Origin of the sequence: Candidatus Corynebacterium faecigallinarum, assembly GCF_052264515.1 — a bacterium.
GTDB classification, from domain to species: Bacteria; Actinomycetota; Actinomycetes; order Mycobacteriales; family Mycobacteriaceae; genus Corynebacterium; species Corynebacterium faecigallinarum.
On the sequence record NZ_JBQQOC010000015.1, the window covers coordinates 25,520 to 49,781 of the forward strand.

The window sequence follows — 24,262 nt, forward strand, 5'->3', positions numbered from 1 at the left end:
GTGCCTCCCGTGAATCCTGTGATCCGCATCGACGACGCCGCCGACCCCCGCCTGGACGACGTCCGTGACCTGAACTCCTCCGACCGACGTCCCGACCTTCCCGGGGGCAAGGGCTTGGTCATCGCTGAGGGAAACCTGGTGGTGCCCCGGCTGGCGACCTCGCGCTACCCGGTGCGGTGTGTGGTGGGCTTCGCCCACCGGTTGGAGCAGTTGCAGGATGCCGCGGCTGATGACGCCGCACTCGCCGCCGGGTTGGACGGCGTGCCGTTCTACGAGGTGAGCAGGGAGGTGCTCGCCGTGGTCGCCGGGTTCGACATGCACCGTGGCCTGGTCGCCGCCGCCGACCGGGTTGCGGAACTTGAGGCCACGGAGGTGTTGGACGCTCTGGCGTCGGACGAGAACTCCCGGGTGATCGCGGTGCTGGAGGGGGTCGGCGACCACGAGAACATCGGGGCGCTGTTCCGCAACGCCGCGGGTCTCGGGGTGGGGGCCGTCCTGCTGGGGGCGGGATGTGCCGACCCGCTGTACCGCCGGGTGGTGCGGGTGTCGATGGGGCATGTACTGCGCGTCCCGTTCGCGCATCTGGGGGACCGGCCGACGACCTGGCAGCGCGGCCTGGCTGATCTGCAGGAGCGTGGCTACCGGGTGGTGGCGATGACCCCGAACACCGACACCACCCTGGCCGAGGCCGTCGCCGGGGCGGACAAGGTCGCGGTGATGGTCGGGGCCGAGGGGCCCGGGCTGACCGAGCATGCGATGCGTGCCGCCGACGTCCGGGCGAAGATCCCGATGTCGCCGGGCACGGATTCGCTCAATGTGGCGACCTCTGCGGCGATCGGTTTCTACGCCGCCCAGTATTAGGGGCCAGTACTAGCGTCCGGTGTTGCGGGCGCGGCGCCGGACTTCATCGCCGATCCGGTTCGCCCCGGTGCGCAGGAACTTCGCGCTGGCACGGACACCGTTGCCGACCCCGGTGAACACCGACCCCGCCGCACTGCGCAGCAGTTCACCGGTGTCGCGGCTGGAGGGGGCCTTCGCCTCGGCGTAGTCGTCGTAGACGTCGTAGTCGGCCCCGTCGCCGGCCGCCCCAGATGCCGACGCAGATCCCCACCCCGCCGCTGATGTGGTGGCGGTGGGACGGCCCGCCGGGCGGGAGCGCTGGGCCGGGCGTCCGTCCACCGCGAAGGCGGACACCGGGATGTCCAGGCCGTCCCGCGCCACCCGGAAACCCAGCCAGTGGCCGATGGCGGCGTCCCCCATCTTGCCGGGGATGAACGGCAGCTGGATGCCGGTGGTCTCCTCGTTGCCCTCCCAGAACGGTGCCTCGAAGGACTCCGGTAGGCCGGTGTCCTCGTGGACGGTCTCCCGGGTCGCCGTGAACGCCCGCTTCAGCGTGCCGCCGGACCAGTGCGCGAAACCGCCGAGGCCGGACGGGTCGTCCGGCGTGCGGCAGGTGGCGTAGATGTCCGCGGCGGCGACGAGCCCCAGGTAGGGTGCCGGAATCTCCGAGAGTTTGGTCAGCCCGGGGATCACGGTCTGCACGACCGACAGGCCTGCGTAGCCGCCGATGTAGAACTCGTCCGGGCTCGGAGGGGTGGAGCGGTTCATGTCGAAGTCGCCGATGTGCACCGGGGCGGAGAAACCGGCGTCCGGTAGTTCCACGGCCAGCTGGGCGAGGTACTTTCGAGCGAAACCACGGTCGGCGGCGGGCTCGGCGGTCAGCACGTCCCGGGGGACGGCGGCGGTGACGAACCACATGGTGGTGATGGTCGTCGACGACGACCCGGCGGAGGCTCCCACCGGCTACTTCTTCCGGTTCCGGCCGTTGGCGCGCGGGTTGGTGCGCACGCCGAGCAGGACGTCCTCCCAATGCGGGGTGACCGCCTGCTTCTTGCGGCGGGGACGACCGTCCTCGGCATGATCGGCCCGGTCTGTGCGGTCGCCGAAGAGGTCGACGGGGGCGTTGGCCTGATCATCAGCGGCCGGGTCGGCCGCAGCGTCTCCGCCGGCGCCGGTGTTCGTATCGGCGTCTGCGTTGTTGCCCGGGTCGTCCTGGGAGGGGGCAGGTTCGCCCCAGCCCGCGGCGGCTGCGGCCTCTGCTGCGGCGGCACCGGGATCATCGTCACCGTAGGGCTCCTCACCGGAGTCCTGGCGACTGGCGGGGATCAGGGGGGAGACGGTGCGCACCGGACGCTCGAACCGGGGGTCGATGAGGTCGGAGGCCACCGAGTTCACCGGCACCGCCGTCGCAGGGTCCTGGTCGGCCGGGATGTAGCGGAAGTCCGCGATGAACCGGGTCCCCCCCGGCCGGTTGCCCTTCGCCCAGGACACCGAGACGACCCAGTGGTCGGAGTTGTCCATCGCCGCAGTCCACGTCGAGGCGCGCAGGCTTTCGCCGCGGGCGCCGAAGGCGGTGGCCAGGACCTCGCGCAGGGGCTGGTCGGCCGGGCCGTCCGAACGCACCGGGTAGGCGTCCCGGGCGAGCTCGGCGATGCGGGCACGCTCCATGTCGATCGGCGCGGCGTAGGGGCGGACACGGCGCTCCTCCATGCCGGTGGCGGCGATGATCTGCTCGACCGTCTCGCCGTGGCGGATCCGGTCCTGGATCTCGCGGGGGCGCAGGTGGATCCGCTCCTTGTGCGGCACGTTCTCGGCCGGGGTGTTGGTTGCGCTCAACGCGTCCCCGGCAGGCCTGTCCCCGTGTGCCTCGACTGCGGCGTCCTCGCCATCACTGTCATTGCCGTCCTCGACAACGCCTGCGCTGCCTGCGCTGCCTGTGTTGTCTGCGCTGCCTGCGCTGTCTGTGCTGACAACGGCTGCGGCATCCTGTGCTGCCTGGTCGGTGGCCGCTGAGACTCTGGTAGTGGTCCCGGTGTCGGACGGGGCATCCTGGGCGGAGAGTTCCACGGCGATGTCCAGGAACTCGGTCAGCTCGTCGGTGACGGGCAGGAAGAACTCCTGGTCGCCGTCGACGGCGCGGAGCACCAGGGATGAGGGGTCGCTGTCGTCCTGGACGAACTGCAGTTCCTGCATCGGTGACCTCCGTGACTTCATGCTGTGGTGATTACGGCAACTGTAGCGCAGAAACAGGTGGTCGCGCTGTAGCGACGTGGGGCGCCGGTAGCTCCCGGTCGCATGTAGCCACGCACCCGAAACACGATGCTCCCACACAGCCACGACCCAAATGACCATGCCCCCAGGTACGGTTTCGCGCGGAAAACGTGCCTGGGGGCATGGTTATCCTGCAGTCGGTGGAGCGACCGGCGGCCACTCGGGCGGATGCGCCGACTCCACCCCGCCCGGCGGCTCCTACTTGGTGGCGATGCCGGAGTCGAGGATGTGGTCGATCGCCTTGGTCAGGGTGTGCACGTCGTCCGGCTCGATGGCCGGGAACATGCCGATGCGCAGCTGGTTGCGGCCCAGCTTGCGGTAGGGCTCGGTGTCCAGGACACCGTTGGCGCGCAGAGTCTTGGCGATGACGTCGGCGTCGATGGAGTCGTCGAAGTCGATCGTGCCGACGACCAGCGAACGGCTGGCGGCGTCGGTAACGAACGGGGAGGTCTCGGCGCGGGACTCGGCCCAGTTGTAGAGGGTCGAGGAGGACTCCGAGGTGCGGGCGACCATGCCGTCCAGACCACCGTTGTCGTTCATCCACTTGACCTGGTTGTCCAGCATCAGCAGCGTGGCGACGGCCGGGGTGTTGTAGGTCTGGTTCTTGCGCGAGTTGTCCACGGCGGTCTTCAGGTCCAGGAAGGCCGGGATGTAGCGGTCGGTGGCGGCGATCTCCTCGACACGCTCCAGGGCGGCCGGGGAGAAGGCGGCGAACCACAGGCCACCGTCCGAGGCGAAGCACTTCTGCGGGGAGAAGTAGTAGACGTCGGTCTCGGCGATGTCGACGGGCAGGCCGCCAGCGCCGGAGGTGGCGTCGATGGCGACCAGGGCGTCGGTCTTCGGGCGGGCGACCTGGACCATTGCGCCGGTGGAGGTCTCGTTGTGGGCCCAGCCGACAAGGTCGGCGTCCGAACCGTCGAGGGCGCTGGGGGACGGGGCGGTGCCCGGCTCGTTGGCGATGACCTCCGGGGCGTCCAGCCACGGGGCCTTCTTGGAGACGGTGGCGAACTTGCCGGAGAACTCGCCGTAGGTCAGGTGCGCGGACTTGTTGCGGATCAGGCCGAAGGACGCGGAGTCCCAGAACGCCGTCGCCCCACCGAGGGAGGTGATGATCTCGTAGCCCTCGGGCAGGTTGAACAGGTCGGCCAGGCCCTCACGGACCGAGCCGACGAGGTTCTTCACCGCCGGCTGGCGGTGGGAGGTGCCGATGACGTCGCTGCCGCCGGCGACGATCGCCTCCAGCTGTGCGGGACGTACCTTCGAGGGGCCGCAGCCGAAACGGCCGTCGGAGGGGAGGAGGTTCTCAGGCAGGGTGGGGAACTGGTCGCTCATGATCGTGGGTACTCTTCTAGTCCTTGTTCGTAGGGGTTCCTAGTGAGCCGAGTCGGGAGCATGCCGCCGTCGGGGTGGAACTGGTACGTCGGACAGCCTAGTCCCTCGCCCGCTGTCAGTGGAACACCTTGTCCCTACCCGCGGGAAGTTGGGGGTCCGAAGGGGTTGTCAGTGGGACATTGGGGGTGAAAAAAGGGGATACCGTATGACCCTACTGTGTTGCCCGGCCCGCCCATTCGGTAGAGTGTGTCCTATCCCACGATCTCACGGTTTACTGAGCCTACATGTCGGCGCAGGCCGGACGAGTCGATGCGGGCTTCAGGCAGGCTCACCCCCGCCTGTGGACACAACCGAAAGCACCGAAGCACCTGAATTACGAAAGGGATGTCAATGGCTTCCGACAACCAGGACAAGGCCGTTCTCCACTACCCCGGTGGTGAGTACGAGATGCCGATCGTTGAGGCGAAGGAGGGTAACTCCGGATTCGCGCTGGGCAAGCTGCTCGCCGAGACCGGTATGACCACGATCGACCCGGGCTACGTGAACACCGGGTCCACCTTCTCCGAGATCACCTACATCGACGGCGACGCTGGAATCCTGCGTTACCGCGGCTACGACATCGCCGATCTGGCCAACAACGCCACCTTCAACGAGGTGAGCTACCTGCTGATCAACGGTGAGCTCCCGAACGAGACCCAGCTCAACGAGTTCAACGACAACATCCGCAAGCACACCCTGCTGGATGAGGACTTCAAGAGCCAGTTCAAGATCTTCCCGCGCGATGCGCACCCGATGAACGTCCTGGCATCCTCGGTCAACATTCTCGCCACCTACTACGAGAACGAGCTCGACCCGCTGAACAAGGACTTCCAGCTGAAGAACACCTACCGCCTCATGGCGAAGGTTCCGATGCTGGCCGCCTACGCCTACCGTGCGTCCAAGGGTAAGCCCTACATGTACCCGGACAACAAGCTGAACGCGCGTGAGAACTTCCTGCGCAACATGTTCGGCTACCCGACCGAGGACTACGAGGTCGACCCGGTGCTGGCGAAGGCCCTGGACAAGCTGCTGATCCTGCACGCCGACCACGAGCAGAACTGCTCCACCTCCACCGTCCGTATGGTCGGTTCGGCTCAGGCCAACATCTACTCCTCCATCGCCGCTGGCGTGAACGCCCTGTCCGGCCCGCTGCACGGTGGCGCCAACCAGGCCGTCCTCGAGATGCTCGAGGAGATCGACGCCAACGGTGGCGACGCAACCGACTTCATGACCCGCGTGAAGAACAAGGAGCCGGGCGTCAAGCTCATGGGCTTCGGTCACCGCGTCTACAAGAGCTACGACCCGCGTGCCGCGATCGTCAAGGAGTCCACCCACGAGATCCTCGAGCACCTCGGTGGCGACCACCTGCTCGACCTCGCGATGAAGCTGGAGGAGATCGCCCTCAACGACGACTACTTCATCTCCCGCAAGCTCTACCCGAACGTCGACTTCTACACCGGCCTGATCTACCGTGCCATGGGCTTCCCGGCGGACTTCTTCACCGTCCTGTTCGCCATGGGCCGCATCCCCGGCTGGATCGCCCACTACCTGGAGCAGATCAACGACCCGACGGCGAAGATCAACCGCCCGCGTCAGATCTACACCGGCGAGAACTACCGCGAGTTCGTCCCCCGCGACAAGCGATAGGACGCTCCGCCGGCGTCGGTCGCTGACAACCCGGTCCACCACACGAATGTTGTGTGGAGGGCCGGGTTTTTCCGTGGGCCCCTGCTAAACTGAACTGGTTAGAAACGACACTCTGCAGTCTTTTTTCACGACTACTCTCCGAGACAACTCTTCGCGACAACTAGGAGCTACCGCATGAGCAAGCCCACCATCGACCCGCAGTCCGGCCCCGCGCCGTCCGAGCTGATCATCGAGGACATCACGCTCGGTGACGGTGCAGAGGCTGCGGCTGGCGGCATGGTCGAGGTTCACTACGTGGGCGTGGACTACGAGTCCGGCCAGGAGTTCGACTCCTCGTGGGACCGTGGCCAGACCATCGAGTTCCCGCTGTCCGGCCTGATCCAGGGCTGGCAGGAAGGCATCCCCGGCATGAAGGTCGGCGGCCGCCGCAAGCTGACCATCCCCCCGGAGCTGGCCTACGGCCCCGCCGGCGCCGGCAACCCGCTCGCCGGGCGCACCCTGGTCTTCATCATCGACCTGATCGACGCGCGTTAGTCTTACCCCACGCAAGAGACCCCGTCACCTTCCACGGGTGACGGGGTCTCTGGCGTTACTGCGTTACTTCGCGCCTCCGGAGGAGAACGCCGCGCGCCAGGACATCTTCTTGCCGTTGTAGAGGATCGACCCGCGGTAGATCCGGGCCACCAACAGCAACAGCAGTGCGGTGGCCACGATGAACACGGCATAGGACGCCAGGAACATCCACAGGCTCCAGTTGCCGGCCACGTACTGCATAGGCGCGGTACCCATCGACACCGGCGGGATCCAGGACAGCACCTGCATCACGGCGGAATCCAGGAAGTTGAGGCCGTAGATCGGCGGGAACAGGGTGGCGAACCACAGCAGCATCACCGGGGTCTGGGTGCTGTTGAGGTCCTCGGCCTTGCTGACCAGGGCACCGGCGGCGGCATACAGTGAGCTGAAGAACAGCATGCCCAGGATGAACGCCACCAGGAGGAGGACCAGGGCCAGCGGGTCGAGGGAGACCTCGTCCAACATGTCCGTCATCGCCAGGCCGGCGAAGGCGACGCCGAGGATGATGGCGGTACTCACGAAACCGACGATGAGCATTGCCAGCACCTTGCCGACCAGCAGGTCGATCGGCCGGATGGTCGCCAGGATGATCTCGACGACCCGCGACGCCTTCTCCTCGGTGACTCGACCGCCGACATTGCCGGCGAAGGTGATGATGAAGGTCATCAGCACCATGATGCCCAGCATGATGAGCACCACGGCACCGAAGTCTTCGTCGGTGGCCTCGTCGGCCAGGTCGGTGGTGACCAGCGTGTCGTCCGGCAGGGCCTCTGTGAAGTCCTGCGGATCCACCCCGACGGCATCGAGGGCCTCATTCTGGGCGAGGTTGGACGCGGCGGCCTGGGCTGCCGCGGCGATGGTGGTGTCGGGCTCTCCGTCGCTGATCAGCTCGAACTGTCCGTCGGCGTAGACCAGAGCGGCATCTTTGCCGTCCTCGACGGCGGACACCGCAGCGTCCCGGTCGGCGGCCTCGGAGATGTCCAGGCTGTCTCCGACCACGGCGGTGACGGAGGTGGAGTCGGTGCCGGCGACGACCAGGGAGGGGTCGTCACTGTCGCGGCCGGTGAAGTAGGCCAGCGCGGCCACGCCGGCGATGACGACAACCAGCATGATGATGAAGGTGGCGATCAGGCCTTTGTTCTTCACCGCGACCTGTACCTCGCGACCGGTGACGGTCGTGATCGCGCTGAGTCGGGAGTAGGACGGCAGTGTGTCCGAGGCGTCCGAGGTGGCGGAGCCGGTGGGAGTGGGGGACGGGGACGGGCTGGTGTGGGTACTCATGCTGCGACGACCTCCTTGAACAGATCGTTGAGATCGGGGACGCGACGGATGAAGCCGTGGACCGGGCCGCACTCGAGGGCGGCGTGGAGGATCTCCTGGTCGGCACCTTCACCGGCGTCGGACGCGTCGAGGATGACGGACGCTCCGGCGTCTTCGATCAGGGTGGTGCCGGCCGGGTACCAGCCCCGGGCAGCGGTGGTGACTTCGTACTGGACGGGGCCGCGGTTGCGCAGTTCGTCCACGGTGCCTTCGGCGCGCATCTGGCCGTGGGTGATGATGCCCACCCGGTCGCAGAGTCGCTGCACCAGGTCGAGCTGGTGGGAGGAGAACAACACGGGCACGCCTTCCTTCGCCTTCTGCAGCAGCAGGTCGCTCATCACGTTGACGGCGACGGGGTCGAGGCCGCTGAAGGGCTCGTCGAGGATGAGGATGTTCGGGGTGTGGACCAGCGAGGCGGCCAGCTGGACGCGCTGTTGGTTACCCAGTGACAGCTCCTGCAGCTTGGACACCATGCGTTCGCCGAGTCCGAGCTGTTCGAGCAGGGCTGTGGCTGACGCCGTGGCGGCCTGTTTGGTCATGCCGTGGAGGCGTCCGAAGAAGACCAGTTGGTCGAGGATGCCTTCCTTGTCGTAGAGTCCGCGTTCCTCGGGCATGTAGCCGATGCGTCGGCGGATGTCGTCGTTGACGGGGACACCGTCCACCCGGGCTTCGCCGAAGTCGGCGGCGAGCACACCCAGTGCGATGCGCATGGCGGTGGATTTGCCTGCGCCGTTGGATCCGACGAAGCCGTAGACCTCGCCGGTGTTCACGGTGAAGCTCATGTCGGTCAGTGCTCGGACGGCGGTGTCTCCGGCACCGAAGGTCTTGTTGAGTTGATCAAGCTCCAGGGTGGGCATGCGGTGCTCCTCTGGTCGGGGTGGTGGTGTCGGTACTGGTGTCGGTATCGGCGGTCGTGCCAGGGTCGGGGCCGCTGTTGGTGTCATCCTGCTCGGCATCAGCGTCCTCCGGCGGGGTGGTCCCGGGGGCCGGGACCGGGCCGAAGGTGGTGGCGTAGGCGATGGTGGGCATCGCGATGATGGCCATGAGGCCCAGGATGGTGAACAGGCCTCCACTGTAGATCCAGTGGTCGAGGCCGTCCGGGTTGATGACCGGCAGGAAGACCATGTAGAAGGCCACCGCCAGGGTGAACGTGCTGAACATTCCGTAGGCGGCGACCTGCCAGGTGCGCACGACCTCGTTCTCGTACTCGTCGAGTTCCTCGGCCGGTGCGACGTCGCGGGTGTTGACCACGATGCGCAGCATCGTCCAACTGATGCACGTGGCAAGGGTGAATGGCAGCCAGGCGAAGAGGAACGGGAACCAGAAGATCTGGACGATCGCGGTGACGACGCCGAAGGCCAGGCACCCGAGGAAGACTCGGATCAGCAGGTGGGTACGAGCTTCGGTGCGCCACCTCGGCAGTGAGGTCGCCAGGGTCGCCTCCCGTTGTCGCCAGTTGTCCGCCTGGCGACGGGAGCGTCCGGTCGCCCGGGAGGACAGTCTGGACATGAGTGTCTGGTCCTTCATGACAGTTCCTTCCTTTCGCCTCGTGAGTAGATCGCGCTGGACATGGGGGAGAACTCGGTGCGGCTGAACACGGCCTCGACGGGAAGCCCGAAGGTCTCACAGACGCGGAAGGCGAGGTCGAGACTGGGGGAGTGGTCGCCGCGTTCCAGAGCGCCCACTGTCTGCGGGTTGACGTCGAGAAGTTCAGCGAGTTGCGCCCGTGACATGTCCCGTTCCGCACGCAGCACACGGATCCGGTTGTGGATCGGCTCGGCAGGCTTCTTCTTCGGGGACATAAGACAAAGTGTTGTATAAACCCAACGCTTTGTCAAGGTTTGTCGACCACAGTCCCGCGCAGTCGGCTGCTCAACCGGTCGCGATGAATCGATCCGTGCGTGAACCGGCAAAGCATCCTACGCTGGCCAGCATGACTGACACGACAGGCACGACAGACTTCAAGACCAACCCCATCACCCTCAACGACGGACACGATATCCCCCAGCTCGGCCTCGGTGTCTGGGAACTCTCCCCGGAGGACGCCTACTCCTCGGTCCGCGCCGCCATCACCGCCGGCGCCCGACACATCGACACCGCCGCAATCTACGGCAACGAGAAGGACGTCGGACGCGCCGTCGCCGACGCCATCGCCGACGGCGAGGTCACCCGCGAGGACCTCTACATCACCACCAAGCTGTGGAACTCCGACCAGGGCTTCGACTCGGCGAAGAAGGCCATCGAGGCCTCCCTGGGCAACCTCGGGCTGGACTACGTCGACCTCTACCTCATCCACTGGCCGTCGGCGCACGAGGAGCGCTACGTCGACTCCTGGAAGGCGCTGATCGACCTACGTGCCGCAGGCAAGACCCGCAGTATCGGTGTGGCGAACTTCTACCCTGAGGTCCTCGACGCGATCACCGAGGCGACCGGCGTCGTCCCGGCCATCAACCAGATCGAGTTGCACCCGGGGCTCTCGCAGCGGGCACAGCGTGCCGACGATTCCAAGCGCGGTATCGTCACCCAGTCCTGGACCCCGCTGGGGCGCGGTCTGCTCGACCACCCGGTCATCGCCGGCATCGCCGAGACCCACGGGGTCACTCCCGCCCAGGTCATCATCCGCTGGCATCTGCAGCAGGGCATTGTCGTATTCCCCCGCTCCAGCAAGCCCGAGCGGGTGCGCGAGAACCTGGACGTCGACGGTTTCGAGCTCACCACCGCCGACATCGACGCGATCACCGCCCTCGACGACGACGAGACAGCTGCCGGTCGCGTCGGCGCGGACCCGCGCGACACCCCGGAGAACTAGTACCCCACCCCCTGTCGCTGCAGCCGGAGATGCATTCGGCAACAATGGAACCTCAGAAGGGGCACTGGCGTCAGTGCCCGGCACGAGAGTCGGAGAGAGCAGTCGTGGCAGCAACAGACACCACCGTCAGTGATGGACTTCGGGTCGAGCGGGACGGAAAGGTCGCGATCCTGACCCTGTGCCGCCCGGAGCGTCGTAACGCCCTGGACGCCGAGCTGTGCACGGCGATCGCCGCAGCGTTGGAGGAGCTCGCCGGCGACGGGTCGGACGCGCCGGGTGCGCCGAGCACGTCCGTTGCGTCCGGCGAGGCCGAGGTTCCTGTGCGCGCCGTCCTGATCCGCGGCGAGGGACCCGCGTTCTGCGCCGGGGCGAACCTGAAGGGCGGGGCCTACGCCGCCGGATTCTTCGCCACCGTCGAGAAGATGATCGCCGCCATCTCCTCGGTGCCTTTCCCGGTCATCGCCGATGTCCAGGGCCCGGCCGTCGGCGCGGGCTGCCAGTTGGTGCTGTCCTGTGACCTGCGGGTCATGGGGCCCGGTGCCAAGGCGTGGGTGCCGGCGGTGAACCACGGCTTCGCGCTGGACCGCTGGACGATCAGCCGCGCGGTCGAACTGCTCGGCGGCTCGGGCGCGCGCAACGTCCTGATCGCCGGTGAGAAGGTCGACCAGCAGGCCGCGGTCACCAGCGGGTTCGCCACCCGCGCCGGCGACTCCGCCGAGGCCCTCGCCTTCGCCCACCACATCGCCGGGCTGGCGCCGATGTCGATGCACCATTTCAAGCTGGTGCTGAACAACCCCTCCCACACTGAGCCGAGCAAGGCACTGCTCGCCGAGATGGACATGCTCGGCAGTGCCTGCTGGGTCAGCGAGGACGCCGCCGAAGCTCGCGCCGCCCGTGCAGCGAAGCGTCCGCCGGAGTTCCTGGGCCGCTAGAGGTGCAGGGGAAATGACAGACACAGCGGCAGATTCCGGCACCCCGGACCTCCACCGGGGGCTGAGCAGCAAGGATGTCGCCCAGCGCAAGCACGACGGCCGGACGAACCAGGTGCGGCGCAGTACCGGACGCAGCGTCTGGCAGATCACCCGGGCGAATGTCTTCACCCGGGTCAACGCGATCCTCGGCGTGCTCGCCGCGATCGTGCTGGCCACCGGCTCCTGGATCAACGCGGCCTTCGGTCTGCTGATCATCGCCAACTCCGCGGTCGGCATGATCCAGGAACTCCGGGCGAAACGCACCCTGGCGAACCTGCGGATCGTGGGGGAGACCCAGCCGACGGTGCTGCGTGACGGGGAGAAGATCACCGTGCACCAGTCCGAGGTCGTCGCCGACGACCTCATCCTGTTGCGCTCCGGCGACGAGATTGTGGTGGACGGCTCAGTCGTCCGCGGCGAACTCACCGTCGACGAATCCCAGCTCACCGGTGAGGCCGATGCGGTGCACAAGTATGAAGGCGACGAGATCCTCTCCGGGTCCTTCGTCACCGGCGGCTCCGGGGTGTTCATCGCCGAGAAGGTCGGCGACGAGGCCTACGCCGCCAAGCTCGCCAGTGAGGCCAGCGAGTTCTCGCTGACCGACTCGATCCTGATGAGCGGCATCAACAGCATCCTCAAGGTGATCACCTGGCTGCTGATCCCGACCGGCATCCTCACGATCTGGACGCAGCTGGTGCGCTCCGGCACCGGTCTGCGCGAGTCGATCCTGTCGATGGCGGCGGCGATCGTGCCGATGATCCCCGAGGGCCTGGTGCTGATGACCTCCATCGCCTTCGCCGCCGGTGTGATCCGGCTCGGCCAGTACAAGGCGCTGGTCAATGAGCTGGTCGCCATCGAGGGCCTGGCCCGGGTGAATACGGTGTGCACCGACAAGACCGGCACACTGACCACCAACAAGATGGTCCTGGACGAGGTGTCGCTGGCCGACGGTTCCCCGGTCGAGGCATCGCGCCGGGCGGAGCTGGTCGCGATGCTGGCCGCCCAGGAGGAGCACAACGGCACCTCCGAGGCGATCCTCGACGGACTCGGCGATTTCACAGATCCCACCGATCACGAGGCCGCAGATCACGAGGCCGCAGATCACGAGGCCGCGCAGCCACTGGACGGGACCGAGATCCCGTTCAACTCGAAGTGGAAGTACTCCGGCGTCCAGACCGAGGATGCGGCATGGATCATGGGTGCTCCGGACGTCCTGCTGACGTCCGGTACCACCGCGGCGGACACCGCCGCAGCACTCGGCGATGAGGGCCTGCGCGTCCTAGCGTTCGGACGCGTCGACGGCACCCTGGACGCCCCCGGCGAGGACTCCGGGATGGAGGGCGCCCCGGTGCTCGAGGACCCGGTGCTGGTGACCCTGAGCCAGGAGCTGCGTCCCGACGCCCGCGAGACCGTCGACTTCTTCGAGACGCAGGACGTCGACGTGAAGATCATCTCCGGCGACAACCAGGATTCCGTGGCCGCGGTCGCCCGGGGCGCGACCGACCGGGAGCTCGTGGCGGTTGACGCCCGGGAACTCGGCGACCTGGGCGAGGAGGAGTTCGATGCCGAGGTCGCCCGCGCCAATGTCTTCGGACGCGTCGGCCCGGAGCAGAAGCGGCAGATGGTGGAGTCACTGCACCGGGAGGGCCGCACCGTGGCGATGACCGGTGACGGGGTGAACGATGTCCTGGCGTTGAAGAAGGCCGACATCGGTGTGGCGATGGGGTCCGGCGCACCGGCGACCCGCAGCGTGGCGCAGCTCGTCCTGCTGAACAACAAGTTCTCCGCGTTGCCGAAGGTCGTCGGGGAGGGACGCCGGGTCATCGGCAACATCGAGCGCGTCGCGAACCTGTTCCTCACCAAGACGGTCTACTCGGTGGTGCTGGCGATCGTGGTGGCGGTGCTGGGGATCTCCTTCCCCTTCCAGCCGATCCATGTGACCATCACCGGCTGGTTCACCATCGGCATCCCGGCGTTCGTCCTTTCGCTGGCGCCGAACAATGAACGTCCTCGGGACGGCTTCGTCTCCCGGGTGCTGTCCCTGGCGATACCGGCCGGTGTGCTCGTCGGCGGTATCTCGGTGCTGATGTGGATCCTGGTCTACCCCGGTGGGGACGCCCCGACGATCGAACGGGATCAGGCCGGGACGGCGGTGCTGGTTGCGCTGATCGTGATGGGCCTGTGGGTGTTGGGGATTGTGGCGCGTCCGCTGAACTGGTGGAAGGTGGTGCTGCTGTGCAGTTGTGTGGCCGCCTACCTGCTGATCTTCACGGTGCCGTTCATCCGTGAGCTGGTGCTGCTGGAGATCGGGGACACCGAGCTGATCGTGACCGGCCTGCTGGTCGGTGCCGGTGGCGCGGTGATCATCGAGATCATGCACCGGGTGCTGAGCCGCTGGCGGGCATCCCGCGACGGGCAGCTCTCGCGCGGCGGGTAGGACCCGGGCCTGCCGGTTACGCTGGACCCATGTTGGATCTCCACCGGTTGACGATCCTGCGCGAGGTCAAGCTGCGCGGGGGCGTGAGCGCGGCCGCGCGGTAACCCGTCATATAGTTGACATGTCACCTATGTGGGTGCATGATGGGGGCATGGACTTCGGAATCTTCACCATCGGCGACGTCACCACCGACCCTGTCACCGGACGCACCCCGTCCGAACACGAGCGCATCACCGCCACCGTCGACTACGCGAAGAAGGCCGAGGAGGTCGGTCTCGACGTCTTCGCCACCGGCGAGCACCACAACCCGCCCTTCGCCGCCCCGGCGAACCCGCCGATCCTGCTGGCCAACCTCGCCGCGCAGACCTCGACGCTCCGGTTCTCCACCGCCACCACACTGATCACCACCAATGACCCGGTCCGGCTGGCCGAGGACTACGCCTACGCCCAGCACCTCACCGAAGGGCGCCTCGACCTGATGATGGGACGCGGCAACACAGGCCCGGTCTACCCGTGGTTCGGACAGGACATACGGCAGGGCATCCCGCTGGCCGTGGAGAACTACCACCTGCTGCGGCGGCTGTGGCGGGAGGAGAACGTCACCTGGAAGGGGAAGTTCCGCACCCCGCTGCAGGGCTTCACCGCTACACCCCGACCGTTGGACGGCGCCCCGCCGTTCGTCTGGCACGGCTCGATCCGCTCCCCGGAGATCGCCGAGCAGGCCGCCTACTACGGCGACGGCTTCTTCCACAACCACATCTTCTGGAACATCGAGCACACTCAGCAGATGGTGCAGCTCTACCGCCAGCGTTTCGAGCACTACGGTCACGGGTCGGCCGACCAGGCGATCGTCGGACTCGGCGGGCAGGTGTTCATCGGTGACACCGAGGCGGAGGCGAAGAAGCTCTTCCGCCCCTACTTCGACGAGGCACCGGTCTACGGCGGCGGGCCGTCGATGGAGGACTTCACGAAGATGACCCCGCTGACCGTCGGCACCGTCGACCAGGTCATCGAGCGCTACCTCGGCTACGCCGATGCCGTGGGTGACTACCAACGACAGATGTTCCTCGTCGACCATGCCGGACTGCCGAAGGACGTGGTCCTGGAACAGATCGAGATCCTGGGCACCCAGGTCGTGCCGGTGCTGCGCCGCGAGTTCGAGGCGCGGCGTCCGGCACACGTACCGTCCGACCCGCCCCGGGCCGGACTGGCCGAGGTTGAACCCGCGAAGAACAGCGAGCAGGAAAAGGAGGAGAACTGATGCGCACACTCGTCATCGTCAACGCCGGCCTGTCGAACCCGTCGACGACCAAACAGGTCGCCGAGTCCATCGCCGCCGCCACGACCCGTCAGGTCACCGCCGCGGGGGAGGGGCTGCAGGTGCACACCGTTGATCTGCGGGTGTTGGCGTCCGACCTGGCGTCCTTCATGACCACCTACATGCCCACCGAGGCGCTGGTGGATGCCCAGCGTGCCGTGACCGGGGCGGACGCCCTGATCGTCGCGACCCCGGTGTTCCAGGGCAGCTACTCCGGGCTGTTCAAGATGTTCTTCGACACCTTGGAGAAGCGCAGTCTCGACGGGATCCCGGTGACGATGGTCGCCACCGCCGGCACCGAACGGCACTCCATGGTGCTGGATTATGCGGTGCGTCCGCTGTTGGGCTTCCTGCACGCCGTGGTCCTGCCGACCGGTGTCTTCGCCGCGACCGGGGACTTCGGTGCCGACACCGGCCTGGACCGGCGCATTGGGCAGGCGGCCGGGGAACTGGCTTCGCAGCTTACCCGGGTCGACGGGGTGGCCGGGCTGGCCGCCGACACTGCCGGCACTGCTGACACTGCCGGTACCGCCAGCAGTGACGCCGCCAGCGAGGCGGCCAGCGAGGACTTCCGCATCCCGGACGGCGGCTTCGCCACGTTGCTCGCCGGTCACACCGGGAACTGACCGCCTGCCCCGAGCCATGCGGGTTCGGCCCCACTTCCCGCCCCGCAGCGCCGCTCACCTCACGACCCGGGCCATGAGCTGATCCATCGGGCCAGGGCATCCTGCCCGCTCCAGTACCGTGGCCAGCGACAGCGACACCAGCCAGGCACCGGCCGCCACCCCCAGTGCCCCCAACGGACCGGTCGACAGCCCGACCAGGTCCGGGTGCAGGACCACCGCGACCAGGACCGAGTTGAGCAGGTAGAAGGTCAACGACCTCTTGCCCATCGCCATGACCGCCGTCATCACCCTGCCCATCGCGGCCACGAGCCGGTCGCTGAACAAGGCGAACAGGGCGACATAGCCGGCACCGCCGGCAACACCGGTCAACACCTGCAGGGACATCATCAGGCCCTCGTTGACCCAGCCGGTCTCCAGAACACCCGACATCACCAGCACCGACGGCACGGCACCGAGAACAGACGCACCGATGCCCCACACGGCGGTGCGGACCAGCAGGACACGGTGCTGCGCCGGCTCCTCCAGAAGCCGGGCCTTGCCTGCCATGAACCCCAGGATCACCAGCAGGAGCAGCGGATAAGTCACCGCGAGGAACACCGGGCCGATCGGCACACCGATGATCCGCTCCACCCAATCCTCCGCCGTCGTATAGCCGGGGATCGCGGCAATCGCACTCCCGGCCTCGTCCCGCGAGTACGCCTGCATGATCATGCCGACGGTGACGGTCACCAGGTAGAACACGCCGGTGACCACCGCAGCCCGGCGCAGGGTGCGCTGTGAACGGAACAGCAGCCATCCGATGAGTAGGATCGCCAGACCATAGGACGTGAGGATCTCGCCAGGGAAGACCGGTGCCGCATGCACCGCACCGATGGCCAGCAGCATCCAGGCCCGGCGTCGCAGCCGCAGCTGGGTGTCCACCCGGTACACCTGGCGTTCGCGTTGTCGCCGCACGCTCCAGGCCAGTCCATAGCCGAAGAGGATGGCGAACATCGGGAACGCCCGGTTGTCCAGGACCAGGGCGGACACCCCGGCCGCCACCTGGTCCCACCACGACAGGCCCGCGGTGGATTCCCCGAATCCGAACCCGGCGTGCACCACCGCATAGGCCATGGCGATCAGCAGCAGCATCACGCCGCGCGCCAGGTCAGGGGCGGGGATGCGTACCGTTGTTGCAGCTCCCGCCTCCCCGGCACCCGTAGGACGCCCCTGCGGCATCGGAAGTTCATGGGTGAACCCGTCGAGGATGCCGGGTGAGTACTTCTCGGCCAGGGCGGTGGCATCGCGGACCCCGACGTCCGGCAGGTCGTAGCCACCGTAGCCCGCAGCGGTCATCACCGAGACCGTGCGCAGTCCCAGCCATCGTTGCAGCACCGACTCGCGCACACCCACGGTGCTCACCGCGTCCCGACGCAGCACGACCGTCGCCCGGTAGAACAGGCCCGACCGCAGAATGAGGTAGGGACCGTACTCGGCGTGGCCGAGTGCCCGGTAGGCGATGACCGCGCCGGTGAGGCACAGTGCCCACACCACCGGGAGCGCCCAGAGTGTCCACACCGGCAGCAGGTCAGACAGTACAACCCCGCCGAGGACGACGGTGACCGCCAGCGACACCAGTATCGCCCACCACAGGCGACGGACCAGTGCGACCTTCGGGTGCGGACGCAGCGGTACGTCGTACAGGGAGACGTCCTGGTTCAGGACGCCGGCCGCGGTGCGCTTGGCGACGTCGCGGTGCACCCGCGGCAGGATCGCCGCCGGGTCGGTCATCGCGTTGATGTCCAGGCCGGTGGTGATCACGTGGGTGTCGGTGATGCCCAGCCACCGCCACCACACCGGTTCGGCGATCTGTACCCCGCGGATCCGGTTCTCGTCCCGGTTGACCTCACGGGTGGTGAACAGGCCCTGGCGGGTGCGCAGCTGGGTGCCGTCGGGGCCGGGGACACGGGCAAGTTCGAACTGCCAGTATTCGGCGAAGTAGTTCAGCGTCAGACCGATCCAGGCGAGCAGCGTCACCCCGACGACGATCGCGACGGTCATGCCGAGCCAGCCGAGTGAGCCCCAGTCGTACAGGCCCTCGATCAGCCCGAACAGGTCGATCCCGACCATCGACAGGATGCCCCAGGCGCCGCCGATCACACCGAGCGCGAGGAGGTAGCCCCAGATGTTGAACATGTTGTAGACGACCCAGCGGGGGTTGAAGGTCGCGAAGACCTTCAGCGGTTCGGTGGGGGTGTCGGCGTTGTTTTCTGTGTCGGCGTCGGCGTCGGTGTCGGCGTCCGGGCGCGTGTCCGTCGCCTGCGTCGGACGCTGCGACCGCGTGGACCGCGAGGCGAGCAGAGCGTCCTGCAGGTTCAGTGCGTCCTGCTGCGACAGTGCGTCCAGTGTGAACGCCGACTCACCGGCGCTGGCCTGCTGGCCGGCGCCGACCTTGACCATCCGTAGGCCGGAGACGCGGTGACGCAGTTTCGCCTCGATGTCCACGCTGCGGATGCGTTCCAGGCGCAGTGAGCGGTGCTGGCGGAGGATCACGCCGGTGCGCAGTTCGATGTGGGAGCCGGAGACACGGTAGTGGGTGAACAGCCAGCGTACGGCGTCGCCGACGGCGCTGAGGACACCGAAGGCGGCCAGCCCGACCAGCGGCCAGATGACGTCGCCGGAGGCGGAACTGCGGGTGATGGCCAGGGCGATGAGGCCGGGGATCAGGGAGAGCAGTGTCAGGACCAGGTCCACCCAGATCACCCGGGGGCTCAGGCGGCTCCAGGTGGACGGGGTGACGGCTGCGGCATCGGCGGGGTCGGTGGTGTCGGTGGTGTCGCCGGTCATGTCGCATCTCCCGGGATCAGCTCGGCGACCTCGGTGAGCTCGCGGGCGACCCGGTCGGCGGTCGCCTTGTCCAGGCCGCTGATCTCGATGGCACCGGAGGACGATGCCGTGGTCACCTTCAGCGTGGACAGTCCCATGATCTGCTCGAGGGGCCCTGGGTGGCATCCACGGCCTGGATCCGGGGCAGCGGGGCGGCGCGCCACTGCCGCACCAGCCACCCGGTCCGGGCGTAGACCGCGGTGTCGGTGGTTTCCCACCGGTGTACGCGGAAGCGCCAGAACGGTTCCACGAACAGTCCCACCAGCCAGAACGCGGCCGCGATGACGATCACGACGGGCAGGAACGGGCGGGTGTCCTCGATGAGCCAGCCGAGCGCGGCGATGCCGACGAAGACAGCGACCATCAGGACGCTCGACTGCAGCATCCACCATGCGATGGCTTTGCGGTGGATCGGATGGGCGGGGTCGTTCATCTCTTTCATGGGGAGGCCTTCCTGATGGCGTGGCCGATGAAGTCCTTCAGTGCGGCGATTTCTTCGTCCACGTTGAGGGTGTCGTCGTTCATGGCGGCGTTGGCCCAGGACGACAGGACGCCGTCGATACTGCGCAGGATGATGTTGGCGACACTGTGGGGGTTGAAGTCCCTGAGCTGGCCCTCCTCTTGGCCGGCTGCGAGGATCTCGGCCATGCCGTCGACGGATTCCTTGTTGTCCTGGGTGGATTGGGCGCGTGCGGCGTCGTCGCGCAGGGAGGTGGTGATGGACGCAGCGGCGAAGAACTCGGTGGGGTTACTGGTGAAGAACTCGATCTGGGTACTGATCCAGGCCTTGACCTGCCCGACGGCGGTGTCCTCGGCATAGATACGGGGCGCCATGAAGTCCCAGCCCCGTTGGTAGTAGTCGCGGACCATCTCGTCGAGGATCTCGCGCTTCGTGGAGAAATGGTACGTGACCACGCCTTTACTGACGCCGGCCTGTTGCGCGATCCGGGAGAGCGAGGCCTTCCCGAAGCCCTCGTGGGCCACGACCTCGGCGGTGGCCCTGAGGATCTGGGCGCGCCGGGCCTGTTCGATGAATGTCAGACTGCGTGGCTCAATATTGGACCTCGTGGTCCAGGATTAAACCGTTTGGTCTAATTTTTGCAACGGGGGAGGTCCCTGGGGAGGTGGTGGGCAGGAGTTGGGAAAGTCCCCTGATACTGACACTCCCACTCCCGGGATACGGAAACTCCCACTCCCGGGTGGTCTGAGGGGGGCAGAACCACCAGGGAGCGGGAGTGAGGGGACCGGGGGGCTGAAGGAGCAGCCGGCCGATCTGTCATCTGTTGTGCCCCAGGCAGGATTCGAACCTGCGACACCCGCTTTAGGAGAGCGGTGCTCTATCCCCTGAGCTACTGGGGCGCACGCGGACAGTCTAGCGTGTCACCGCCGCAGAATGTGACACGGCCTCCCCGGTCACCGCGCGGCGACGTCATCAGCATCATTAGCGGTGTCGTCGGTGTCAGCGGCGGGAGCGGCACCGTCAGAACCGGCCTTCTTCCGCGACGGGCCGACCATTGCAGCCAACAAGGGGAAGACCAGGACGGTCAGCGCGCCACCGGCGACCAGCAGCGAGGCCTCTTCGCTACCGAGGAGCCCGGAGGACGTGGCCACCCCGGTCACCGCCACGATGATCGGCAGGCCGGTGGCGGCGTACAGCGAGACCTGCAACTTCTCACGCCAGCCCGACAACTCGGAGCCGGTGGCCGTCCACATTTCGCGGAGGAACACCGGCAGTCCGCGGGTCACCAGGATCAGCGCCGGGATGGCGAGCAGGAACCACGGTCGGTCGGTGATCACCCCGGTGTCGATCCCCATGCCCGAGACCACGAAGAATGCCGGGATCAGCAGGCCATAGCCGATCACCTCCAGCTGGGACTCCAGCCCGTGGCGGTTCTCGGCCGGGACGAGTTGTCGCAGGATGATGCCTGCGGCGAAAGCGCCGAGGACCACGTCGAGTTCGAAGACGGCGGCGACGGCCATCAGGACTGCAAGGACCAGGACGATACTGCGGATCACCGTCTGGTTGGTGGACCCCGCCCCATCCCGGATGGCCCACCCCACGGCGGGGACGACGGCACGCACGGTGCGGGGGAGTAGCGCGATGAGTAGGGCGATGGCGAAGAACGCGACCAACAGGACGGCGGTGGCCCAGGTGGAGCGGGTGGAGAGCAGGATCGCCATCGCCAGCACCGGACCGAGCTCACCGATCGCCCCGTGGATCAGCACACTGTTGCCGACCGGGGTGTCGGTCAGGTCGGCCTGTTTCAGGATCGGTAGCAGGGTGCCCAGCGCGGTGGAGGTCAGGGCGATGGCGAGGACGACCGCGATGCTTATGTCGCCGCCGGTCAGTGCCACTGCGCCGCCGAAGCACAGCACGATGCACAGCGCCCAGGTGGCTAGGGCATGTCCACCTTCCCTGCTCTTCAGCAGGGCGGGACTGATCTCCAGACCAGCCAGCAGGAACAGCATACCGAGGCCGAGCTCACTGAGTAGTTCGATGGCATCGCCGTCCTGTGCCAGTTCCAACCCGTAGGGGCCGATGAGGACGCCCAGGACGAGCAGGAATACCACGGCGGGAACCCGTTTGCCGGTGAGGAACGCCAGGATGGGGGCCAGGAGGCCGGCGGCGACGATCCAGGCGAAGGAGACGAGGACGTCGGTCATGGTGACCTAGCCTAGTGCAGCAACGGGCGAACCCCCTGCCCTGGTGCGGGGGAGGGGGTTCGTGGTGTGGCCCGTGATGGGTGGTGAGCCACCGGGCGTGGTGGGATGGTGGCTAGTGGTCGACCGGAGCCTCGACACCGACACCGGTGAGGGAGCGGACCTCCATCTCGGCCTGCAGGGCGTCCTTGTTGTCGGGCTTGCCGACGTAGGTGCCGATGATGCCGGCCAGGAAGCCGATCGGGATGGAGAACAGAGCCGGGTTGGTCAGGTCGATGAGGGACCAGTCGGAGTTCGGGAACATCGCGGACGGGGTACCGGAGACTGCGTTGGAGAAGATCAGGATGATCAGCGCGGTGCCCAGGCCGGCGTAGATGGACCAGACGGCACCGGTGGTGTTGAACTTCTTCCAGTACAGGGAGTACAGGATGGTCGGCAGGTTGGCGGATGCTGCGATGCAGAATGCCAGGGAGACCAGGAAGGCCACGTTCTGGTCCATTGCGAGGATACCCAGGATGATCGAGGCGATACCGATGACAACCACGGTGATCTTCGAGACCCGGACCTGCTCGGCCTCGGTGGACTTGCCGCCACGGATGACTGAGTCGTAGAAGTCGTGGGCGAAGGATGCGGAGGCGGTGATGGCCAGGCCGGCGACCACGGCGAGCACGGTGGCGAAGGCGACCGCGGCGATGACCGCCATGAAGATCGATCCGCCGAGCTCGAGTGCCAGCAGCGGTGCGGCGGCGTTGGCGCCACCCGGTGCTTCGCGGATGGTGTCGACACCGACGTAGGCGGCAGCGGCGTAGCCCAGGATCAGGGACAGCAGGTAGAAGCCACCGATCAGGACGATGGCCCAGGTCACGGACTTACGGGCCTCCTTGGCGGTCGGAACCGTGTAGAAGCGCATGAGCACGTGGGGCAGACCGGCGACACCGAGGCACAGTGCCATGGCCAGGGAGATGAAGTCGAGGTTGCCCATCAGGGAACCGCCGTACCGCATACCGGGCTCGAGGATACCCTCAGGGTTCTCGGTACCAGCGACCTCGTGGGCCTTGACTGCTTCGTCGAGCAGCTCGGAGAAGTTGCCGTTGTAGGCGACCAGGATGATGGCGGCCATGACGAACACACCGGTGCACAGCAGCACGGCCTTGATCATCTGGACGTAGGTGGTGCCCTTCATGCCGCCGATCAGCACGTAGGCGATCATGACGGCACCGACGATGGCGACGACGAGGGCCTGCTGCCAGGTTTCGTGGATGTCCAGCAGCACCGAGACCAGGGAGCCGGCACCGGCCATCTGGGCGATCAGGTAGAACAGCGAGACGAACAGGGTCGCGATGGATGCGGCCAGTCGCACGGGGCGCTGCTTCAGGCGGAACGACAGCACGTCCGCCATGGTGAACTTACCGGTGTTACGCAGCGGCTCGGCGACGAGCAGCATGGCGATGATCCATGCGACGAGGAAGCCGATGGAGTAGAGGAATCCGTCGTAACCGTTCAGCGCGATGGCGCCGACGATACCGAGGAAGGACGCCGCCGACAGGTAGTCACCGGCGATGGCGAGACCGTTCTGGGTACCGGAGAAGCTGGCGCCACCGGTGTAGAAGTCCTTGGCGGAGTCCTTCTGCTGGGACTTGCTGGCCTTGGTCACGATCCACATCGTCACGACGATGAAGCCGACGAAGATCGCGATGTTCAGTAGGGGATTGCCCGTGTCAGACTGGGCGAGGAAATGTGTCTGCATGAATCTCTCTCAGTTCGTGGTCGACGGGTTACGCCGTGGCCGGGCCGGTACCGGCGAACTCGCCGGTGCGCTCCAACTTGTCGCGGATAGCCTGGGTACGGGGCTCGATCTGCTTGTTGGCGAACTTCACGTACACGTAGGTGATGGCGAACGTGGTGACGAACTGGAGCAGACCCATGATGATGCCGACGTTGATGTTCCCCCAGACCTTGGTGGCGTACATGTCCGGTGCAAAGAGGGCGAGGATAACGTAGACGGCGAACCACACCAGTGACACGATGGTCACGGGAAATGCGAAGCCGCGGTGCTTCTTCTTGAGTTCCTGGAATTCGGGGCTTGCCTGTGCCGCGAGGAACTCCTCCGGCGTGGGTGTGTGCCTGGCGTCGGGTGTCGACATCGGCTCCCTTTCTTGTCAGTGATCATGGTCACAGCAGAACTGTGGATGGGGGATAAATTACAGACAGCGTGGAAACCATTTCAAGGTGAAAGATTGTCACCAGTGCCGATGGTGGAAACTCCACCCCCACACTCTGCGTTGACATGCAGGTACAGTGGAGCCCTATGGGGGTGGTGCGCGTCACAGTGTTCAGGCGGCGTGTGAGGGGGGTTCTGAAAGTGTGTGCGAAAACATGTCTAAATGGTTGTCTCGTGCGGGTTAGTTCCTCCGTAGTCCCCGCCTCAGTGCCCCCGCCGCTGACGCTGAGGGGCGGGAGTGTCCGAACTTCCCACGCCTGCCCGCCGCATTGATACCCCCGTCATTACCCCCATCCTTGCCCCGTACATGAGTGAAGACCCCGGCACGTGCC

The 24,262-nt window shown here is 66.8% G+C and carries 22 protein-coding genes and 1 tRNA gene; 8 read left to right on the forward strand and 15 right to left on the reverse strand.

From position 1 onward, the window contains the following. Window positions 1-9 precede the first annotated feature (9 nt). The gene (locus ACTXPP_RS09130) at window positions 10-861 is read left to right on the forward strand and encodes a TrmH family RNA methyltransferase (protein ID WP_443341867.1); all 852 of its coding nucleotides are present in this window, start codon (window positions 10-12) and stop codon (window positions 859-861) included. Between the two features lie 9 nt (window positions 862-870). Here the strand turns inward: ACTXPP_RS09130 and ACTXPP_RS09135 are convergent, their stop codons facing one another. The 3 genes from ACTXPP_RS09135 to serC form a co-directional block, all read right to left on the reverse strand. Continuing rightward, on the reverse strand, window positions 871-1,800 hold the full coding sequence (locus ACTXPP_RS09135) for a DUF6928 family protein (RefSeq protein WP_443341869.1): 930 nt from the start codon (window positions 1,798-1,800) through the stop codon (window positions 871-873). A 3-nt stretch (window positions 1,801-1,803) separates the two neighbouring features. After that, on the reverse strand, window positions 1,804-3,033 hold the full coding sequence (gene sepH, locus ACTXPP_RS09140; protein ID WP_443341870.1) for a septation protein SepH: 1,230 nt from the start codon (window positions 3,031-3,033) through the stop codon (window positions 1,804-1,806). 276 nt (window positions 3,034-3,309) lie between these two features. Further along, window positions 3,310-4,443 (reverse strand): phosphoserine transaminase, encoded by a 1,134-nt coding sequence (gene serC / locus ACTXPP_RS09145; RefSeq protein ID WP_301497425.1) that lies wholly within the window; start codon window positions 4,441-4,443, stop codon window positions 3,310-3,312. A 390-nt stretch (window positions 4,444-4,833) separates the two neighbouring features. On the opposite strand from serC, the gene ACTXPP_RS09150 reads away from it, so the two are divergent. Together ACTXPP_RS09150 and ACTXPP_RS09155 are read left to right on the forward strand one after the other, a co-directional pair. Continuing rightward, window positions 4,834-6,129, forward strand: coding sequence for a citrate synthase (locus tag ACTXPP_RS09150; protein ID WP_301497427.1), 1,296 nt, complete (start codon window positions 4,834-4,836; stop codon window positions 6,127-6,129). 174 nt (window positions 6,130-6,303) lie between these two features. Beyond that, a complete protein-coding gene (locus tag ACTXPP_RS09155) occupies window positions 6,304-6,663 on the forward strand; it encodes an FKBP-type peptidyl-prolyl cis-trans isomerase (protein WP_119005582.1) in 360 nt (119 codons plus the stop codon). Window positions 6,664-6,726: 63 nt separating this feature from the next. Here the strand turns inward: ACTXPP_RS09155 and ACTXPP_RS09160 are convergent, their stop codons facing one another. From ACTXPP_RS09160 to ACTXPP_RS09175, 4 genes are read right to left on the reverse strand one after another with little or no spacing between them, the layout of a single operon-like run. Further along, entirely contained in the window at window positions 6,727-7,983 is a 1,257-nt protein-coding gene (locus ACTXPP_RS09160) for an ABC transporter permease (RefSeq protein WP_301524652.1), read from the reverse strand. Then, window positions 7,980-8,879 (reverse strand): ABC transporter ATP-binding protein, encoded by a 900-nt coding sequence (locus ACTXPP_RS09165; protein ID WP_443341872.1) that lies wholly within the window; start codon window positions 8,877-8,879, stop codon window positions 7,980-7,982. Before ACTXPP_RS09165 ends, ACTXPP_RS09160 begins: the two co-directional genes overlap by 4 nt. After that, the gene (locus tag ACTXPP_RS09170; RefSeq protein WP_443341874.1) at window positions 8,860-9,549 is read right to left on the reverse strand and encodes a hypothetical protein; all 690 of its coding nucleotides are present in this window, start codon (window positions 9,547-9,549) and stop codon (window positions 8,860-8,862) included. The genes ACTXPP_RS09165 and ACTXPP_RS09170 overlap by 20 nt, the downstream gene beginning before the upstream one ends. Then, a complete protein-coding gene (locus tag ACTXPP_RS09175) occupies window positions 9,546-9,824 on the reverse strand; it encodes a helix-turn-helix transcriptional regulator (protein ID WP_301496279.1) in 279 nt (92 codons plus the stop codon). The genes ACTXPP_RS09170 and ACTXPP_RS09175 overlap by 4 nt, the downstream gene beginning before the upstream one ends. 131 nt (window positions 9,825-9,955) lie before the next feature. Between ACTXPP_RS09175 and ACTXPP_RS09180 the strand changes: the two genes are divergently transcribed. The 5 genes from ACTXPP_RS09180 to ACTXPP_RS09200 all read left to right on the forward strand — a co-directional run bounded on the left by ACTXPP_RS09180 (window position 9,956) and on the right by ACTXPP_RS09200 (window position 16,183). Further along, complete coding sequence (locus ACTXPP_RS09180) at window positions 9,956-10,831, forward strand: aldo/keto reductase (protein ID WP_301496277.1); 876 nt, start codon at window positions 9,956-9,958, stop codon at window positions 10,829-10,831. 104 nt (window positions 10,832-10,935) lie between these two features. Then, window positions 10,936-11,763, forward strand: a complete 828-nt coding sequence (locus ACTXPP_RS09185) for an enoyl-CoA hydratase (RefSeq protein WP_443341876.1) — start codon at window positions 10,936-10,938, stop codon at window positions 11,761-11,763. Between the two features lie 13 nt (window positions 11,764-11,776). Next, window positions 11,777-14,239 carry an HAD-IC family P-type ATPase gene (locus tag ACTXPP_RS09190; RefSeq protein WP_443341878.1) on the forward strand — a complete coding sequence of 821 codons (2,463 nt, stop codon included), beginning with the start codon at window positions 11,777-11,779 and terminating at the stop codon, window positions 14,237-14,239. Between the two features lie 151 nt (window positions 14,240-14,390). Continuing rightward, window positions 14,391-15,500: a CE1758 family FMN-dependent luciferase-like monooxygenase gene (locus ACTXPP_RS09195; RefSeq protein WP_301496272.1), complete on the forward strand. Its 1,110-nt coding sequence runs from the start codon at window positions 14,391-14,393 to the stop codon at window positions 15,498-15,500. Then, complete coding sequence (locus ACTXPP_RS09200; RefSeq protein ID WP_301496270.1) at window positions 15,500-16,183, forward strand: CE1759 family FMN reductase; 684 nt, start codon at window positions 15,500-15,502, stop codon at window positions 16,181-16,183. The genes ACTXPP_RS09195 and ACTXPP_RS09200 overlap by 1 nt, the downstream gene beginning before the upstream one ends. A gap of 54 nt (window positions 16,184-16,237) precedes the next feature. Here ACTXPP_RS09200 and ACTXPP_RS09205 read toward each other — a convergent pair whose 3' ends face one another. The 8 genes from ACTXPP_RS09205 to ACTXPP_RS09240 form a co-directional block, all read right to left on the reverse strand. Beyond that, window positions 16,238-19,009 (reverse strand): PH domain-containing protein, encoded by a 2,772-nt coding sequence (locus ACTXPP_RS09205; protein WP_443341880.1) that lies wholly within the window; start codon window positions 19,007-19,009, stop codon window positions 16,238-16,240. Next, window positions 19,006-19,146, reverse strand: a complete 141-nt coding sequence (locus tag ACTXPP_RS09210; protein ID WP_443341882.1) for a PH domain-containing protein — start codon at window positions 19,144-19,146, stop codon at window positions 19,006-19,008. Before ACTXPP_RS09210 ends, ACTXPP_RS09205 begins: the two co-directional genes overlap by 4 nt. Next, complete coding sequence (locus tag ACTXPP_RS09215; RefSeq protein ID WP_443341884.1) at window positions 19,128-19,490, reverse strand: PH domain-containing protein; 363 nt, start codon at window positions 19,488-19,490, stop codon at window positions 19,128-19,130. Before ACTXPP_RS09215 ends, ACTXPP_RS09210 begins: the two co-directional genes overlap by 19 nt. Then, on the reverse strand, window positions 19,487-20,104 hold the full coding sequence (locus ACTXPP_RS09220; protein ID WP_443341905.1) for a TetR/AcrR family transcriptional regulator: 618 nt from the start codon (window positions 20,102-20,104) through the stop codon (window positions 19,487-19,489). Before ACTXPP_RS09220 ends, ACTXPP_RS09215 begins: the two co-directional genes overlap by 4 nt. Before the next feature lie 230 nt (window positions 20,105-20,334). Then, a tRNA-Arg gene (locus ACTXPP_RS09225) sits at window positions 20,335-20,407 on the reverse strand. 54 nt (window positions 20,408-20,461) lie between these two features. Continuing rightward, window positions 20,462-21,712: a cation:proton antiporter gene (locus ACTXPP_RS09230; RefSeq protein ID WP_301498524.1), complete on the reverse strand. Its 1,251-nt coding sequence runs from the start codon at window positions 21,710-21,712 to the stop codon at window positions 20,462-20,464. 112 nt (window positions 21,713-21,824) lie between these two features. Beyond that, on the reverse strand, window positions 21,825-23,456 hold the full coding sequence (locus ACTXPP_RS09235; protein WP_443341886.1) for a monocarboxylic acid transporter: 1,632 nt from the start codon (window positions 23,454-23,456) through the stop codon (window positions 21,825-21,827). A 28-nt stretch (window positions 23,457-23,484) separates the two neighbouring features. After that, window positions 23,485-23,853 (reverse strand): DUF485 domain-containing protein, encoded by a 369-nt coding sequence (locus ACTXPP_RS09240; protein WP_301498528.1) that lies wholly within the window; start codon window positions 23,851-23,853, stop codon window positions 23,485-23,487. Window positions 23,854-24,262: the final 409 nt, after the last annotated feature.